This is a genomic window from Shimia sp., assembly GCF_039969785.1.
In the GTDB taxonomy this organism is placed as follows: domain Bacteria; phylum Pseudomonadota; class Alphaproteobacteria; order Rhodobacterales; family Rhodobacteraceae; genus Shimia.
In genome coordinates this window covers 20,365-38,011 of the sequence record NZ_JBDVNC010000008.1, presented here as the reverse complement: position 1 = coordinate 38,011, position 17,647 = coordinate 20,365, and the positions used below count along the sequence as shown (strand labels likewise).

Below are 17,647 nucleotides of genomic sequence, written 5' to 3'. Positions count from 1 at the left end.
CGTCCGCCTGCCTTTCAGTGAAAACGGGTGGACAGGATAAACGCGCTGCATTCCTCGGCAGCTTGTTTGAAACGCGCCTTTTCCCTGACATACAGGTAGACTTGTCGCTTATCCGGCAAATCCACAATGGGTCGGAACGAAACGTCGGCGGGCAAAAAACGGGTCACCGTTTGCGGCAGGACTGTTACCCAGTCTTTTGTGCCCACCATCGTTATCAGCGAATGGGTGTTGTGGATGGTGATGTCGGCCTGCTTAAGCGCGTCCACAAATTTTGGCGTTTCAATCAGGTCACACAGGGCATTTCGAACAAACGGAGCTGCAAAGACATCTGCGATGTCGGGATCCTTGGCCTGTTGATTCAGTGGATGATCCGACGCGCACACCAGACCAAAATGGTCTTCGAGCAATGGCACGGCGCGGACCCCGTTCAACGGATGAAACCCTGACGCAATTCCGACTTCGGCCTTACCTTCGGCAAGCGCGTCCAAAACCTGTTGAGTGTCAGTGTCGCGCAGCTCGACCTTGATGCCGGGAAATGATGTGGTCATATGCGCCAGAGTTTGCGGAAAAACCAAAGCCGCCACAGAGGGCACCGACGCAATGCGGATATGCCCATGCGACGCGTCTGCGGCGGTTTCGATGCTTTGAACTGTCTCGTCAAAACGTCTGACTTGTTTCACAGCCAATTCAAACACTTGCTCGCCCAGAGGAGAGAGTTTGTTCTTGCGTTCGCCTTCAAACAATTTCTTGCCGAGATGATCTTCAAGCTGTTTCAAGGTCATAGAAACGGCAGATTGCGTGCGACCCAAACGATTTGCAGCGTCGGTCAGATTGCCGGTGTGCACGACTGTGCAAAAGCATCTCAGCATTTCGATTTTGATGCTCACGCTTCAAAATACCTGAAGTTAAGTTAAGTTAATTGAGTTTGACTGATGTCATGCAAGAAGTCCATCCTGTTGGAAACAACTTTTCTGGAAATGGGGCGGACCTTGACCAAACTGAATCTCATTGCTGGCGACTGGCAAGCTGGTGAAAGCGAAATTGAAAACCGTAATCCGTCGGACTTGACCGATCTGGTGGGGATGTTTGCGCAAGCCAGCGCTGATCAGCTGGACGCCACGCTGGAGCAGGCCGAAATCGCACAGGTGGCGTGGGCCGGTTACGGGCTGGAGCGCAAGCAAGCGGTGTTGATGAACATTGGCAATGAACTGATGGCGCGCGCCGAAGAGCTGGGCACCTTGTTGTCACGCGAAGAAGGCAAGCCGGTTGCAGAAGGCAAGGGAGAGGTGTTTCGCGCAGGTCAGTTCTTTACTTATTATGCCGCGGAGTGTCTGCGCCAGATTGGCGAAAATGCCGATAGCGTGCGGGACGGGATCGAAGTTGACGTGCGCCGCGAGCCGGTTGGCGTTGTCGCAATCATCAGCCCTTGGAATTTCCCAACGGCCACCGCGTCCTGGAAAATTGCGCCTGCGCTTTGTTATGGCAATGCGGTTGTCTGGAAGCCGGCCAATGCAACACCTGCCTCCGCCGTCGCCCTGGCGGAAATCATCGAACGGCAGGATATACCCAAAGGGTTGTTCAGTCTGGTGATGGGGTCGGGGCGCTCTATCGGGCAGCGCCTGGTCGAAAGCCCAAAGGTGAATGCGATTTCGTTCACTGGGTCGGTGCCGGTTGGCAAGGGGATTGCGTCGGCCGCCATTCAGAACCTGACCAAGGTGCAGATGGAGATGGGATCCAAAAACGCGCTGGCCGTGATGGACGATGCCGATCTGGAACTGGCTGTGACGCTGGCCTTGGGTGGGGCGTTTGGCAGTACCGGACAGAAATGCACGGCGTCGTCGCGTTTGGTGGTGCACGAGGGTGTGCATGATGCATTTGTCGACAAACTGGTGGCCGGTGCGCAGGCCATGAAGGTGGGGCACGCGTTGGAAGCCGGAACTCAGATTGGTCCGGTCATCAGTGCTCAGCAATTGAGCGAAAACCTAGCTTATGTCGATGTCGGGCAGGCCGAAGGCGCGGAACTGGTCTGTGGTGGTCAGCGGCTTGAGATGCCGCATGACGGGTTTTACATGTCACCCGGCGTGTTTCTGAACACGACAAACAGTATGCGTATCAACCGCGAAGAAATGTTCGCGCCGCTGACAAGCGTGATCAAAGTTGGCAGCTATAACGAGGCGCTGGCGGTGGTCAACGACACGAACTTTGGCCTGACATCCGGCATCGTGACAACCAGCCTTGCCCGGGCAACGCATTTCCGCCGCAACGCACGTACCGGAGTTGTGACCATCAACCTGCCCACCGCAGGTACGGATTACCACGTGCCGTTCGGCGGGCGCGGCGACAGTTCTTATGGGCCACGCGAACAGGGCAAGGCAGCAGCGGAATTTTATACCACTGTCAAAACCGCTTATATCAGCGCGGGTCCGGTGTAATGCTGATTGATGGGCTCCAATATGCCAACTGGTCGGAAAAGATTTTCCGGCAGCTGCGGCAGGGGGGGGTGGACGCAATCCATGCCACAATCGCCTATCATGAGACATTCCGCGAAACGGTTCTGAATTTTGAAAAGTGGAACCGATGGTTTGAAGACTACCCTGATTTGATCATGAAAGGTCAGTGGGCCAGCGACATTGACAAAGCCCGGGCAAGCGGGCGGACGGCTGTGTTCTTTGGCTTTCAGAACCCCAGCCCGATTGAAGACGATATTGGGCTGGTTGAGATACTGCATACGCTTGGCGCGCGGTTCATGCAGCTGACCTATAATAATCAGTCATTGCTTGCGACGGGCTGTTACGAAGCGCATGACACCGGTATCACGCGGATGGGCAAGCAGGTCATCAAAGAGATGAACCGCGTCGGTCTGGTCGTGGATATGAGCCATTCTGCGGATCGTTCAACCGTCGAAGCAGCGGACATGTCCGAGCGCCCGATTGCCATCACACATGCCAATCCGCATGAATGGTCGCCTGCGTTGCGGAACAAGCGTGAAGACGTGATCCGCGCCGTGACCGAAAATGGCGGCATGATGGGTTTTTCGGTGTATCCGCATCATCTGAGGGATAAATCGGAGTGCACGCTGGACAGCTTTTGCGAGATGATTGCCCGCACTGCCGAAGTTTTTGGGCCCGAGCATTTTGGCATTGGCACCGACCTTTGCCAGGATCAACCCGACAGCATTGTTGAATGGATGCGGGTCGGTCGCTGGACCAAACAGATCGATTATGGCGAAGGGTCTGCCGGCAATCCCGGTTTTCCGGCCATGCCAGACTGGTTTCAAGACAACCGGAGCTTTGGCAATATCCGCGATGGATTGCGCCGGGTCGGCATGTCTGACGAAGAGGTGGCTGGGATTATGGGCGGCAACTGGTACAGATTTTTCGCAGACAATTTTGGACCTCAAAGCGCATGAACATGGCCGTGTCTGATATCCCGCGCAGAGACCCTGCCAAAGTGATGACGCTTAAACGGCTGGGGTCGCTGCATCAGAGTCGTCTAAGCTTTATGCGCATCCTGACCCGCCGGATGGCCGCAGAGTCATGGCAGTTTACGCGCCCGGTGTTCGATATTGACGACGCGGGAGTTGGGCGGGCCGTTTATACGGCACAGGGGCCAGACCGAGCCTATTCGCTGGTGGCATTTGCGCATGATCTGCCTGCCGACATGAGATCCGACCGGGTCATTGCCGAAGCCTGGGATGCAACATTTGCATTGTATGATGGTATCCCCAGCACCGCAGATATAGACCGTTTGTCCCAAAATGTTCCGCTGCAAGAGGCGGGCCGTGTCAGTGAAAGTGAGTTGTCGTTGTCGCGTGCCAACCGTTCCGTGCGATTGTGGGCGCATGTGGTCGGCAGCCTAGCCGCCGGGCGGCAGCCTGATCCGACGCAAATTGACGATGTCGGGTATCTGATGCGCACAACGGCTGTTTATGGCTCGGGTAAATTTGGCGCCGCAGATCGCGAGGTCATCGCGGATCGCCCGGAATTGCAGGTGCCGTTTCAGGCTGAAATGTTGTCGGTCTATCTGACGCGTACATTTGTGCGCGATCTGGTGCAGCACATGGCCAATGCCAAGGGCGGTGCCCAAACGGTTCAGCTTGACCCTCAGATCTCCCGCAAGCTGGGCATTGGAAATTCCACCGGATTGGGTATGGCACCGTTTATCATCAACCACCCGGTTCTGTTCAACAACTGGATCATGGCCCGGGAAGAGGCGATTGCCCGGGTGCGCAATGTTGAACGCGCATCTGACGATGAAATAAAGGTGTTTCTTCATGTGTTGAAGCGGAGCAAACTGTCTATCGCGCAATGGAAATCCGGTCATCCCAAGCAGGTTAAAAAGCTGAAAATGCTGGCGGCTGATATCGCTGCCATTAACGATTTCCTGTCCGGAGATGTGCTGCGCGGGAAACACCCCTGGGATCAGCTTGTGACGTGGGCGCAATCCAGTCTAAGCGAAGAAGGGCAGGAGTTTATCGCGTCTCTTGTGCTTGAACCTTACCCTGATCTTGTGGATGGGCTGGCCACTTGCATGGCGGACAGCAATTCAATGGCATTCCTGATCGATGGCGCTATGCCTGTCAGCGAAGTGCGTAGTCTGATGCGCGCCAGCTTTGGCTGGGCACTTGAGGTGGACTGGGACGTGCCGGAAAACTGTGCGCGTGCATGGTACGTATCCGAAGAAAAGCTGGAACCCCGGATGGGGGAACGCTTTGAGGAACCCATCGAGGCGTATGAACAGCCGCTGGCGCCGGCAAGGGATGCTGCGCGTGCGTATCATGCGCTTTCAGGGTTTCGCGACAATCAACCCATATCAGATTTCTTGCGAACGCTTCCCGAGCATCGCCACACCATCCGGCGGGCGCAGTTGGGGGGCGTGGCCCCTTACGGCGAAATTCACGACAATACGATCAGCGATACGGTTCTTCCGATCGATATGCTGCGGGCGAAATTATCTTTCTTTGGCGCTACACATTTTGACCCGCGATCAGATCGCTGGGTACGTATTTGCATGTATGCGGGCGCGCCCTATCCGGACGAGCTGACGACACAGAACGCGGATATGTGGGTGTATCCCGAGGTGGCGCAATGACCTATTCATTGAACGAGGTTGAAGCCACGGCCAAGCGCGCAACGCGCGGTGCCGGATATGCGTGGGGGCTGAGCGAAGACGCCGCCAAGGCAACACGGTGGGTGTGTCAGCAAGGGCTGGATGGCGTTGGTGAACTTGCCCGCCTGCTGGAGCGTGGTTTTGGGATGGCGGCAAAGGATCACACGCCGACTTCTTTAGGCGGCGAATGGCGCGCGGACGATGCTCTTTGTCCGGTCATGGCCGGGGCTTTGCTTTCTGACAGTGCAGCAGTGCTCGAAAGTGGGCCCATTGTCTTACACCGCCTTGTGCATCCTGTTGTGCTGTTGGCGTTTGTTGGGAATGCCGCCAGGCGGGTTCACTGCACAATAGAGCTTGAGTGCGACGGTGTGAAAGCAATGACAGACGGTACACAGGTGTTTTTGACCGACCGTTTGCCCGATGAAGCGCAGCATATCACCGTCAGGTTTAGCAACGATGCAGTCCGGGCGCGCACCCTTGCAACCCGCGCCGACCCTGATCCGGACGCCTGGGCCATTTTGAACCGATTTGCACATAGAACCTATGCGCCTGCGACTGAAGAATCCCGAATTCTGGGGGCCGGTGCAGGGCTTTCTGACAATGACTGAAGAGGCGATGATATGAACGAGACCCGAACACTCTCTCTTTCCGAAATTGAGGATTTGTCGTTCCGGGCGCTTGTCGCCGCTGGAACAACTGAAGCAAACGCCCGCCCGCTGGCTGTTGCAACCGCTGCAACCGAGGCGGATGGGGTCGCCAGTCACGGATTGGCGTATATTCCAATTTATTGCGAGCACGTGCAGTGCGGCAAGGTGGATGGCGGTGCAGCCCCGGTGCTGACCCGCCCGCGACCCGGTGTTGTTGCGGTTGATGCTGCGACCGGATTTGCGCATGCCGCGATTGATCTGGGCTTTGAAGCGCTGGTGTCCGCTGCGCGCGAACAGGGTGTGGCCGTTCTCGCCATCAGAAACAGCTACAATTGTGGTGTTCTGGGATATCACACCTATCGTCTGGCGCAGGCCGGTCTGGTTGGCTTGGGCTTTACCAATGCACCGGCGTCAATTGCGCCGTCAGGTGGCGCCAAGCCTGTTGTCGGGACCAATCCGTTTTCGGTGGCTGTGCCGGGCACGGATGGGCAGCCGGCGCTGTTGATCGACCAAAGCGCCAGCACAATTGCCAAAAGCGAGGTCATGAAACATGCCCGCGAAGGCAAAGCCATCCCGGTTGGTTGGGCGCTGGATTCCGAAGGCAATCCGACCACGGACCCGAATATAGGCCTTAAGGGATCGATGGCCCCGTCGGGTGGATACAAAGGTGTCGGCGTTGCGTTGCTGACCGAAGTTTTGGCCGCCGCGCTCACCGGGGCAACGCTTGGTATTCATGCCTCGCCATTCTCCGGGACCGTGGGTGGACCGCCAAAAACGGGCCAGTTTTTCATCGCAATTGACCCTTTGGCCGCCTCAGGCGGCGCATTTAACCAGGGAATCGCCGGTATTGTAGAAGCGATCCGGTTTCAGGACGGCGCACACTTACCTGGGGATGGGAGAAGATCCAAACGGCTTTCGGCGCGCAAAGATGGGGTTGCGGTGAATGCAGCAACCCTTGCGAAAATCGAAGCCATCCTGACCTGAGACCAGGTGGCAGCACATCCGGACCGCTGCCGCGAAACTAAAAATATATCCGGAAAACAGGGACGCGTGCGAACAGGGAGGAAACACATGTCTATTAAACCACCATTCACGGACTTGCAGATACGCAAAGCCGGAGGCGGCTTTTACGAGGGTCATAGCGTAGAGATTGCCTTGCTCAGTAAGGGGATCATGATTGCATTGGTTCTGTGGGCATTGATCTGGCCTGCAAATGCCAACGGCACTCTGGGCAGTCTGAACAGTCAGTTGCTGAATGTTTTTAACCAGTTTTACATATACATCGTCGGTTTCTTCGCGTTCTTCCTCTTGGTTGTCGCGGTTTTGCCGAAAACGGGGTCTCAGCTGATGGGGAAACAGGGTGAGAAACCCGAGTTTTCCAACTTTTCGTGGTTCTCAATGATGTTCGGTGCCGGTCTTGGCGTTGGACTGATGGTGTTTGCAACAGCAGAACCGCTGAGCCTTTGGGGGTCAAATCCTGTGGTGGTTGCGGGCGAAGCTGCTGGCAACACCGAAGAAGCAGTGCAATCGGCCTATCGCTATACCTTTGCTCATTACGGTTTCCATGCATGGTCGATCTATGTCGTAACCGGTCTGAGTCTCGCCTATTACGCCTATACACGTGATATGCCGTTGACTATCCGTTCCGCTCTGACGCCGCTGTTTGGCGGTATGATGAATGGCGTTCTGGGCCATATCGTCGACGTTCTGGGTGTCGTTGCCACGATCCTGGGTGTTTCGGTAACCATTGGGTTCGGTGTCAGCCAGTTTATTGACGGTGTCTATGCGATCACCGGTGTTGAGTGGATCATGAACTCGGCAGGTGATGTTCCCGTTCCAAGTAAGGTTGGTCTGGTGGCTGGTCTGGTTGTGATCATGGGGCTGTCGATCATTTCGGCTGTGTCGGGTGTTGGGCGCGGGGTGAAATACCTGTCGAACCTGAACCTGGTTCTGTCGCTGATCCTGTTGATGACATTTGTGATCTTTGGGTCATTTGCCTTTGCTGTAAGCACGTATGGATCCGCTTTCATCGACTACATCATTCATTTTGTATCCATTAGCTTTGGTGCATACGGTCCTCAGGATCCGGCATCTTTCGCCGCAGCGTTGCCTGAGGCTGCAAAACCGCTGGCTGACGATCTGATAGGTGGTGCCACCAACGCCTGGGGCGCCTGGGGTGGGTCTGACGGGTTTGAAACTTTCAAATCCGGTCTTGAAGGCGCTGCCGCAGAGCTGGACGAAGCAACACTGGCTGCCGTTTATGACGCAGGCAATGCGCAGCGTCAGTTTGGCTGGCAGGCGGGCTGGACCACGTTCTACTGGGCCTGGTGGATTGCGTTCTCGCCATTTGTTGGACTGTTCCTTGCGCGCATCTCCAAAGGGCGGACGGTGCGTGAATTCATCGTAGGATGCGTCTTTGCGCCAGCTTTGGTATGTTTCGCATGGATGGCCATTCTGGGTGGTACGGCGATTGATCTGGAACTGACTGGCGGGGCCGCAGGGGCCATCACCGGTGCATCACAGACCAACCAGCTGTTTGCTACACTTGGTCAGATGATCGATGGCGGGTTGCTGTCAGGTCTGACGGTGATGTGTGTGGTGTTGATCATGACCTTCCTGGTCACGTCTGCAGATTCGGGCATCCTGGTGATGAATACGATCATGTCAGGTGGGGCGCAGGAAACCGGTATCAAACATCGCATTGTCTGGGGTCTGATCCTGACGGCGGTCATCGGTACGCTGATCCTTGCCGCTGGCGAGAACAATCCGATGGATGCGCTTAAAAACGCGATGATTATCGGGGCGTTGCCATTCACCATGGTGATGGGGCTGATGTGTGTGGCGCTTGCCAAAGCGCTGTACCGGGACGCACAGCGCAACAAAGTGTGAGTTGCCGCTGAATAAAAAATCTGACGGCGTGTTGTGCGCCGTCAATCTGGTGAGGGTGAAACCTTTGCCTGAAACGACGCAGGGCTGCGCAATGCGCAGCCCTGTAGCGGTTTCCCTATTGGAGCGGGCGATGAGATTCGAACTCACGACCCTAACCTTGGCAAGGTTATGCTCTACCCCTGAGCTACGCCCGCATCCGATGGGTGAGGCGTGAGATAGCTCTGGTTGCACCGGGTTGCAAGCCCGAAAATCACCTGGCAAAATATGGCTGGAAAATGCGAAAAGGCGCAAGGAAAACCCTGCGCCTTTTTCACCGTGCCTCCGTCTGGAGGTTGTTTGGAGCGGGCGATGAGATTCGAACTCACGACCCTAACCTTGGCAAGGTTATGCTCTACCCCTGAGCTACGCCCGCATCCATTGGGTGAGGCGTGAGATATAAAGAGTCGCGACTTGCCGCAAGAGGTAAAACGTATAGAGGAAGAAAAAAGTTGAAAACTTTGCGACGGAAACAGCAACCGGGAGCGTTTCAATTCACATGAAAGACCAAACACATACCTTATGCCGCCGCGGACTGATTCTGGGTTTGCTGGCATTGCCGGTGACTGTACAGGCCCATGCCGGGCATGGCGTGGCGCATGTTGTGTCCCATGCCGAAGCCGTCAGGGTGCGCGACAATACCGTTGCGATCCTTTTGACCGTGTTCAATGCGGGAACCGAACCGGTCACGCTTGAGCAGGTTGCGGCCGATGAGGCCAGCGATGTTCTTGTCCCGGGTGGGAAAATTGCCTCCGGTGCGCTGGTGGAGTTTCGGGTTCAGCTGAGTTTTGAACATAATGTGCCAAACATTTTCACGGTCATGCTGGATTTTGGACAGGACGGCCAAGGTCCGGTTGTTGTGATGGTCTGAGGTGAGAAACGTCGAGGAGCGTTCAGATGACCACAGGGCAAAATATTAGGCTTTTCGTTTTGACAGCACTGATTTCGATCGGGTTTGTCGCCAGCAGTGATGCACAGGGACGTCCCCCGATGCGCCAACACACCGCCACGCAATCCAGTGCGCTGGCGCTGGTGAAAGCCAACAGATCAATTCAGGCAAGTCAGGCGCAGATATCCGTTCAGGGCAGTAAACGGGTTGTTCAGTCAAATGGCATGCCCGGGCATGCGGTTGGTGAGTTTCCCAACCGGGGAAACCCGAACCGGATCAGGCTGCAGCGGTACCGTTTTTCCATGGCCGCAAACCCAAAGGTACGCCAGGTCAGAAACCTGAGATTGGGTCAGTTGTTTGGAATTGCGGTCAACGGTGTGCCATTTGATCCCGGAGCCGCCGAATTCTGGCAGGGAAAGCCTGGATCCGGCTGGCAATACGAAGCCTTGGGCGGTGCTGTACCCCTGGGTCTGGACAGCAACTATGCCCATGTGCAGCCAACCGGCGCCTATCATTACCACGGGTTGCCCATCGGCTTGATGCAAAACCTCGGATGGTCCAAATCGGCAGCATCTCCTTTGATTGGGTATGCGGCAGACGGGTTCCCCATTTATGCGGTGACCATACGCCAGAACGGGCACGTGACAGAGATGACCAGCTCTTATCGTCTGAAATCGGGCACACGGCCGGGCGGAAACCAACCAACGGGGCGCCATGACGGGACATTTGTTCAGGATTATCAATATGTCAAAGGGGCTGGAACGCTGGATGAATGCAACGGCGCATATGTGAAAACGGCTGATTATCCAAATGGCACCTATGCCTATTTCCTGACGAGTTCCTTTCCGGTCATTCCGCGATGCCTAAAGGGGCAAGCCGATCAAAGCTTCTCACACCGACGCTAAAACCCGGGATGGTGCTGTCTGCGCTTGACCGCCCTTGTCGGCATGGTAGGGAATGACCCCTAAAGGCAAGGATCATTGGTCGGGCAAGGCGTGGCACAACACTATATCATATCGCTCTCGTCCATTCCTCCGCGGTTTCACCAGCTTGAGTCGACGTTGCAAAGCCTTTTGGCGCAGACTGTCCCGGCCCGGAACATCATCCTGTATCTGAATCGGTCTTATCGTCGGTTTCCTGATTGGGATGGGCAGCCGCCCAATGTGCCTGATGGCGTCGAAATTCGTTGGGTCGAAGAAGACTATGGACCAGCGACCAAGGTTTTGCCGGCAGTCAAAGAATTTAGCGGACAGGACATCGATATTCTGTTTTGCGATGATGATCAGGAGTATCGCCCGAACCTTGCGGAACGATTGCTGGCGGCGCGGCTGCGACGCCCCAATGACGCGCTGGCGGTCAGCGGGATGCAGGATTACGACGCCTTGCCCGGGACAAAACGGCAGTTCGACCGAAATCCGAGGCGTTTGTATCTCTGGAAGGCTACCAATGTGGCGTACCGGATTGGGACTGTCTGGAATGATCTGGCAAGCAAGATGTTTGGACGGCCCCGCAAAGAATTGGCGCGCCGTCTGATCCTGCGCCCGGGCTATGCGGACGGGTTTGAAGGGTGGATGGGCGTGATGGTGCGCCCGGAATTTTTCCCGCCGGAAGTGTTCGATATTCCCGAATTTGCCTGGCCCGTGGATGATGTGTGGTTGTCTGGCCATTTGATGCGACAGGGGCACGGGGCGTGGATTGTTGGCGGCTTTTTCGAACCGATTTTGCAACCGATCATGAAAGCGGCACATGGCGACAATCAGGCGCTGTTCAAATCTGAGTTCGACGGCAAGGACCGGCATGTTCTGAACGCCGAAGCAGCGCGCTATTTTCAGGACACATACGGGATCTGGTTGTGAGGCACGTGCCATGTATGTGATTTCGCTCTCGACCATTCCGCCCCGGTTTTCGACAATGGGCCCAACGTTGGAACTGTTGGTTCAGCAGGATCCAAAACCAGACGCCGTCATCCTGTATCTGCCCAAACGCTATCGGCGCTTTCCGGATTGGGACGGGACATTGCCGGATGTGCCAAAAGGCGTGGAAATCCGGCAAGTCGACGAAGATTTTGGTCCAGCCAGCAAACTGTTGCATGCATTGCGAGAGTTTGAGGACGAGGCGGTGGATATTCTGTTTTGCGACGACGATATGAATTACCGGCAGGGATGGGCGCGCGCGTTTCTGAACGAAAGGCAGCGACATCCAAACGCTTGTATCGCGCTGTCCGGTATTCAGATCAGCGCGTTTCATGACGCAGCCGCGTCAAACGAGTTTATACCCAAGGCGGGACGGCACTGGCGTGCAACTGATCCGGAATTTGCATTGCGCAAATGGTGGACCGAGCGGCAGGCGGACAATCCGGCCTATCCGGTGATTTCCCCCGGGCGACGCCCGTATTGGCGGGCTGGGCATGCGGATGTTTTTGAAGGGTACGCCGGGGTGATGGTGCGCCCTGAGTTTTTCCCGGAGCAGGTTTTTGACATCCCCGAAGTGGCACGTCAGGTCGATGACATTTGGTTGTCAGGCATGGCAACGGCGCATGGCACCCCGATCAGAGTGCCCGCATGGGTGCGCGAGCCGGATGTCCTGAAAGTGGCGCATCAAAATGCGTTGCATCTGACGATCATCGAAGGTCGCGATCAGGATGACCACAATCGCCGCGCCATCGAATACATGCAGGAAAATTACGGGCTTTGGCAGTAGCCGTTAGCCGGTAGCAAGGGCCCCGCATTGCAGGGCCCTTAGATATTATTCCAGTTCAACCAACAGGTCTTTGGCGTCGATTTGTCCACCGGTCTGAACGTGTACCGCTTTGACTTTGGCGTCGCGTTCGGCGTGAATGCCGGTTTCCATCTTCATTGCTTCGATGGTGAGCAGAAGATCGCCTTCTTTGATGTCTTGTCCTGCACTGACGACAACGCTGGCCACAACACCGGGCATCGGCGCGCCGATGTGATTGGCATTGTCGATTTCGGCCTTTGGACGCACAGTTGTGGTCGATTTTACCAGACGGTTGGGTACGCGGATGGTGCGAGGCTGACCGTTCAGTTCAAAGAACACTTTTACTTCGCCGTTTTCATCGGTTTCACCCAATGCCTGCAGGCGAATTTCCAGTGTTTTACCCGGATCGATTTCAGCAACGATCTCTTCTCCCGGTTCCATGCCGTAAAAGAACGTACGCGTCGGAAGGGTCCGCACCGGGCCATAAGTGCGGTGACGCCCCATATAATCAAGGAAGACTTTGGGGTACATCAGATAGCCGTTCAGGTCTTCATTATCGACGGCATATCCTGACAATTCGGCTGCAACTTCTTCACGCATGGCCTCAAGGTCGACAGGTTCCAGATGTTTGCCCGGACGTTCTGTGTTGGGCTTTTCACCTTTGAGCGCCTTTTTGACGATGGCCGCAGGGAAACCGCCGGGAGGTTGACCCAGATTGCCGCGCATCATATCGATCACGCTGTCAGGAAACGCCACGTCGGTGTTGGGGTTCTCTACGTCTGCACGCGTCAGGTTCTGAGACACCATCATCAGCGCCATGTCGCCCACAACTTTTGAGGATGGCGTGACTTTGACAATGTCACCGAACATCATGTTCACATCCGCATAGGATTGAGCCACTTCATGCCAGCGCTCTTCCAGACCAAGCGACCGGGCCTGCGCCTTGAGGTTGGTGAACTGCCCACCGGGCATTTCGTGCAGATAGACTTCGGATGCAGGCGCCTGAAGGCCGCTTTCAAAGGCGGCGTATTGGCCACGCACGGCTTCCCAATAATTGGACATTTCGCGCACGGCTTCGATGTCCAGATCGCTTTCACGGTCAGTAAAGCGCAGTGCTTCCAACACGGAACCCATTGTTGGCTGGGACGTGTTGCCCGAGAACGCGTCCATTGCGGCATCCACACAATCCACCCCGGCGCGCGACGCGGCCAGAACGGTCGCAATTGCGGCGCCTGACGTGTCGTGGGTGTGGAAGTGAATTGGCAGATCAACAGCGTCTTTCAGAGCCGGGAACAGAACCTCGGCAGTCGGCACTTTCATCAGGCCGGACATGTCTTTGATGCCCAGCACATGGGCGCCTGCGGCCTCCATCTGTTTGGCCATGTCGACATAATAGGCGATGTCGTATTTTGAACGGGCCGGATCCAGCGCGTCACCTGTGTAACAGATGGTGCCTTCGCAGATTTTGCCGTTTTCCTGCACCGCATCCATCGCCACGCGCATGTTTTCGACCCAGTTGAGCGAGTCAAACACGCGGAACACATCCACACCGGTTTCGGCAGCCTGACGTACGAACTCCTGCACAACATTGTCGGGATAGTTGGTATATCCAACACCGTTTGAGGCACGCAACAACATTTGGGTCAGGATGTTAGGCATGCGTGCACGGATGTCGCGCAACCGCTGCCATGGGCATTCCTGAAGGAAGCGGTAAGCTACGTCAAACGTCGCCCCCCCCCAGCATTCGACCGAGAAAAGCGGCGACAGGTTTGTGGCATAAGCCGGAGCCGCCTTGATCATGTCGATTGACCGCATCCGCGTCGCCAGGAGCGACTGGTGACCGTCACGCATTGTGGTGTCGGTAAACAGCAGCTGGTCCTGGGCTTTCATCCAGTCTGCAACGGCTTTTGGCCCTTTTTCATCCAAAAGCGTGCGCGTGCCCGCAGGGGCCTTGTCAAGACGAAGCTCAGGACACCGCGCAGGCCGCAGGTCTTCGGCAGGCATCGGGCGACCCTGAACCTCGGGGTGGCCGTTTACAGTGATGTCCGCGATGTAGGTCAGCACTTTGGTCCCGCGATCACGCCGTTTTTTGAACGAGAACAGGTCCGGCGTTTCGTCGATGAACTTGGTGGTGTATTGATTATTCAGGAACGTCGGATGCTTGAGCAGGTTTTCGACAAAAGCGATATTGGTACTGACACCGCGCACACGGAATTCGCGCAAAGCGCGGTCCATGCGGGCAATCGCTTTTTCCGGGGTTTGCGCCCAGGCTGTGACTTTGGTCAGCAACGAGTCATAATAGCGGGTGATCACACCACCGGCATAGGCGGTGCCGCCGTCCAGTCGAATGCCCATACCCGTGGCCGAACGATAGGCCGTGATGCGGCCATAATCCGGGATAAAGTTGTTTTGTGGGTCTTCAGTTGTGACGCGGGTCTGCAGGGCGTGGCCGTTCAGACGAATGTCATACTGGCTGGCCTTGCCTGTGGCTTCCGAAAGAGATTTCCCTTCGGCAATCAGGATCTGGGCCTGAACAATGTCGATGCCCGTCACTTCTTCGGTGACGGTGTGTTCCACCTGAACCCGTGGATTGACCTCGATGAAATAAAATTTACCGGTCTCCATATCCATCAGGAATTCGACCGTACCGGCGCATTCATAATTCACATGCGAGCAGATCTTGCGACCCAGTTCGCAAATTTCTTCGCGTTGTGCCTCGGACAGGTATGGCGCGGGCGCGCGTTCCACGACCTTTTGGTTACGGCGCTGCACCGAACAGTCGCGCTCGTAAAGGTGATAGATATTGCCCTGCTTGTCGCCAAGAATTTGCACCTCGACGTGGCGGGCACGGATGATCATCTTTTCCAGATAACCCTCGCCATTGCCAAATGCGGCTTCGGCTTCGCGTCGCCCTTCGAGAACTTTTTCTTCGACTTCATCTTCAGAGAGAATTGGACGCATACCGCGCCCGCCGCCGCCCCAAGATGCTTTTAGCATCAACGGGTAGCCGACTTCTGCAGCTTCCGCCCGGATGGCATCCATATCGTCGCCAAGAACTTCGGTCGCCGGAATGACGGGAACACCCGCCTCAACCGCTACTTTCCGGGCCGAGGCTTTATCGCCCAGCGCGCGCATTGTCGCGGCTTTGGGCCCGATAAAGGCGATGCCGTTGGCTTCGCAGGCATCCACAAAGTCGGGGTTCTCAGAGAGCAGGCCATAGCCGGGGTGGATCGCATCCGCACCGCATTCCTTGGCCACGCGAATGATCTCGTCGATGGAGAGATAGGCGGCGACAGGCCCCATACCTTCGCCAATCCGATACGCTTCATCTGCTTTGAAGCGATGAAGCCCAAGCTTGTCCTCTTCGGCATAGACGGCAACTGTGCGTTTGCCCATTTCGTTGGCAGCGCGCATAACGCGGATGGCAATTTCACCGCGGTTGGCAATCAGAATTTTATTGAAATCGGGCATGGGCAGGCTCCTCACTGGTCTGGTGTCTGTCCTGGTTTCGTGGTGCGCGAACCTAAGGCCATGCCGCAGTGCAGAGCAATACCTACCTTTACTGAGATTGTTACATTTCTGTAAGAATTTGGGTGTGCATGTGCCAGCATCACGGAAAATGCTCCGTTATTTGTGATATTTGGTGCGTTGAAGATATTTGAGCCTTGTGGCAGTAGTAATACATAGACTCTTTGGAATGTGATAGGTCATGAACCGGCGAATGATTCTTGGGGCGATTGCAGCCTTTTCAATGTCCTCTGGCATCGTGTTAGCAGGCGACGGATTGATGTCTGCCCCCGAGGCAAAGCAGAACATGGATGCGGGCCGGTTGATCCTGATCGATATTCGCACACCTCAGGAATGGGCGGACACAGGCGTCGCAGAAGGTGCCTGGCCGATGGACATGCGACACCGTCAGTTCGGGGCAAAACTTATGTCTGTTCTGGAACGGTATCCGGATCGCGATATTGCAGTGATCTGTCGATCTGGGAACCGGTCTGGCTATATTGTGGACGTCCTGGCCAGCAATAATATTCAGCGTGTATTGGATGTGACCGAAGGCATGGCGGGCGGGCGCAATGGCAAAGGCTGGATCCCGACAGGTTTGCCGGTTGTGTCTGCACATGAGGCGCTTGCGGCGATGCCGTCCGAATTTCGGACGGATTAAGCAATCAACCGGTCGGCAAGGTCTGACAAATCGCGGGCGCCGATTTGGCCCATATTGGCGGCCAGATCTTTGCTCAGGATATCGACAAGATGGTCAGGACCCGCCGCCCCGATAGCAGCCAGCGCGCAATGAAAGCCGCGCCCTAACATGACAAAATCCGCGCCCAGCGCTAAGGCGCGCAGGATATCCAGCCCGGTCTCAAACCCGCTATCGATGACGATTGGCAATTTGGTTTCAGCGCGGATCGCGGGAAGCGCGTCAATCGTGGCAGGGGCCCCGTCAAACTGGCGTCCGGCGTGATTGGAAATCCAGATTGCGTCAACACCGGCCTGTTCCAGCGGAGCAACGTCAGATGCACGCATGACGCCCTTGACCAGCAGCGGCCCTTGCCAGTGATCACGCAACCAGCGCAAATAGTCCCAGTCCGGCGACGTGCGCAGCAGATACCCGGCATGGGCGGTCGAACTGAGGCCCGTCAGGTTTTCGGCATATTCATCAATCAACCGCATCCGTGGCAAGCCATGTTTCAGGGTTCCCATAGCCCAGGTCGGACAAGTTGCGATCTGGGCCAAAAGGCGCGGCGACAGGCGGGGCGGCGTTGTGAGGCCGGACCGCACCTGACGCTCTCGGCGGCTGGCCACGGGCACATCCACCGTCAGAACCAGGCTGGTAAAACCGGCCTTGCGGGCGCGGTCCAACATGTCCTTGCGAATATCGGGGTCGCGGGGCGGGTACATTTGAAACCAGGCGTGTTCGCCCAGATGCGGCGCGAGCGTTTCCGGCGTCTGGCTTGCCACGGTCGACAATGAATATGGAATGCCCAGGCGCGCTCCGGCCTGGGCCAGCAGCACTTCGGCATTGGGCCAGATCAGGCCGGACATTCCCATTGGGGCGATGCCAACCGGCAAAGGAAAACGTTGCCCCAAAAACGACCGTGAGGTGTCGGCATCAAATTCGCCATGCAAAATTGACGGTTCAAAGAGAATCTCATCCAACGCGGCGCGATTGCGGTTTTTGGTGCGCTCCTGGCCTGTTCCGCTGTCCAGATACTCCCACACAAATTTCGGAATACGGTTGTTTGCCCGCTTGCGCAGGTCTGATAAGGCGGGATATCGCGCGTGCAAGTCCATGACCCCATTTGCAAAAATTACCAAGGGAAAGTCCAGCACTTGAACGCAGTCAGGCAGGTCG

Annotated in this window: 14 protein-coding genes and 2 tRNA genes; 11 read left to right on the top strand and 5 right to left on the bottom strand. The window is 56.2% G+C overall.

Features of this window, described 5'->3' with window-relative positions; genetic code table 11:
• Nucleotides 1-14: 14 nt before the first annotated feature.
• On the bottom strand, nt 15-887 hold the full coding sequence (locus tag ABJI08_RS04630; RefSeq protein ID WP_348400654.1) for a LysR family transcriptional regulator: 873 nt from the start codon (nt 885-887) through the stop codon (nt 15-17).
• A gap of 90 nt (nt 888-977) precedes the next feature.
• Between ABJI08_RS04630 and ABJI08_RS04625 the strand changes: the two genes are divergently transcribed.
• From ABJI08_RS04625 to ABJI08_RS04600, 6 genes are all read left to right on the top strand, one after another.
• A complete protein-coding gene (locus tag ABJI08_RS04625) occupies nt 978-2,432 on the top strand; it encodes an aldehyde dehydrogenase family protein (protein ID WP_348400684.1) in 1,455 nt (484 codons plus the stop codon).
• Nucleotides 2,432-3,409, top strand: a complete 978-nt coding sequence (locus ABJI08_RS04620; RefSeq protein ID WP_348400653.1) for a membrane dipeptidase — start codon at nt 2,432-2,434, stop codon at nt 3,407-3,409. The genes ABJI08_RS04625 and ABJI08_RS04620 overlap by 1 nt, the downstream gene beginning before the upstream one ends.
• 2 nt (nt 3,410-3,411) lie before the next feature.
• Nucleotides 3,412-5,091 carry a hypothetical protein gene (locus tag ABJI08_RS04615; protein ID WP_348400652.1) on the top strand — a complete coding sequence of 560 codons (1,680 nt, stop codon included), beginning with the start codon at nt 3,412-3,414 and terminating at the stop codon, nt 5,089-5,091.
• Nucleotides 5,088-5,717: a DUF3726 domain-containing protein gene (locus tag ABJI08_RS04610; RefSeq protein WP_348400651.1), complete on the top strand. Its 630-nt coding sequence runs from the start codon at nt 5,088-5,090 to the stop codon at nt 5,715-5,717. Before ABJI08_RS04615 ends, ABJI08_RS04610 begins: the two co-directional genes overlap by 4 nt.
• A 12-nt stretch (nt 5,718-5,729) precedes the next feature.
• On the top strand, nt 5,730-6,740 hold the full coding sequence (locus ABJI08_RS04605; protein ID WP_348400650.1) for an Ldh family oxidoreductase: 1,011 nt from the start codon (nt 5,730-5,732) through the stop codon (nt 6,738-6,740).
• An 87-nt stretch (nt 6,741-6,827) separates the two neighbouring features.
• Nucleotides 6,828-8,645 (top strand): BCCT family transporter, encoded by a 1,818-nt coding sequence (locus ABJI08_RS04600; RefSeq protein ID WP_348400649.1) that lies wholly within the window; start codon nt 6,828-6,830, stop codon nt 8,643-8,645.
• Nucleotides 8,646-8,764: 119 nt separating this feature from the next.
• On the opposite strand, the gene ABJI08_RS04595 is transcribed toward ABJI08_RS04600, so the two are convergent.
• Nucleotides 8,765-8,839: transfer RNA gene (locus tag ABJI08_RS04595), tRNA-Gly, on the bottom strand.
• Nucleotides 8,840-8,982: 143 nt separating this feature from the next.
• Nucleotides 8,983-9,057 (bottom strand) — tRNA-Gly (locus ABJI08_RS04590).
• Between the two features lie 123 nt (nt 9,058-9,180).
• On the opposite strand from ABJI08_RS04590, the gene ABJI08_RS04585 reads away from it, so the two are divergent.
• From ABJI08_RS04585 to ABJI08_RS04570, 4 genes are all read left to right on the top strand, one after another.
• Complete coding sequence (locus ABJI08_RS04585; protein WP_348400648.1) at nt 9,181-9,552, top strand: hypothetical protein; 372 nt, start codon at nt 9,181-9,183, stop codon at nt 9,550-9,552.
• A gap of 26 nt (nt 9,553-9,578) precedes the next feature.
• Entirely contained in the window at nt 9,579-10,475 is an 897-nt protein-coding gene (locus ABJI08_RS04580) for a YHYH protein (RefSeq protein WP_348400647.1), read from the top strand.
• 90 nt (nt 10,476-10,565) lie between these two features.
• A complete protein-coding gene (locus ABJI08_RS04575; protein WP_348400646.1) occupies nt 10,566-11,426 on the top strand; it encodes a glycosyltransferase family A protein in 861 nt (286 codons plus the stop codon).
• A 10-nt stretch (nt 11,427-11,436) separates the two neighbouring features.
• Nucleotides 11,437-12,270: a glycosyltransferase family 2 protein gene (locus ABJI08_RS04570; RefSeq protein WP_348400645.1), complete on the top strand. Its 834-nt coding sequence runs from the start codon at nt 11,437-11,439 to the stop codon at nt 12,268-12,270.
• A gap of 45 nt (nt 12,271-12,315) precedes the next feature.
• Here the strand turns inward: ABJI08_RS04570 and pyc are convergent, their stop codons facing one another.
• Nucleotides 12,316-15,759, bottom strand: coding sequence for a pyruvate carboxylase (gene pyc, locus ABJI08_RS04565; RefSeq protein WP_348400644.1), 3,444 nt, complete (start codon nt 15,757-15,759; stop codon nt 12,316-12,318).
• 238 nt (nt 15,760-15,997) lie between these two features.
• Between pyc and ABJI08_RS04560 the strand changes: the two genes are divergently transcribed.
• Complete coding sequence (locus tag ABJI08_RS04560; protein WP_348400643.1) at nt 15,998-16,456, top strand: rhodanese-like domain-containing protein; 459 nt, start codon at nt 15,998-16,000, stop codon at nt 16,454-16,456.
• Here ABJI08_RS04560 and ABJI08_RS04555 read toward each other — a convergent pair.
• The gene (locus tag ABJI08_RS04555) at nt 16,453-17,586 is read right to left on the bottom strand and encodes an alpha-hydroxy acid oxidase (RefSeq protein WP_348400642.1); all 1,134 of its coding nucleotides are present in this window, start codon (nt 17,584-17,586) and stop codon (nt 16,453-16,455) included. The two genes, ABJI08_RS04560 and ABJI08_RS04555, sit on opposite strands and share 4 nt — an antisense overlap.
• Nucleotides 17,587-17,647 lie beyond the last annotated feature (61 nt).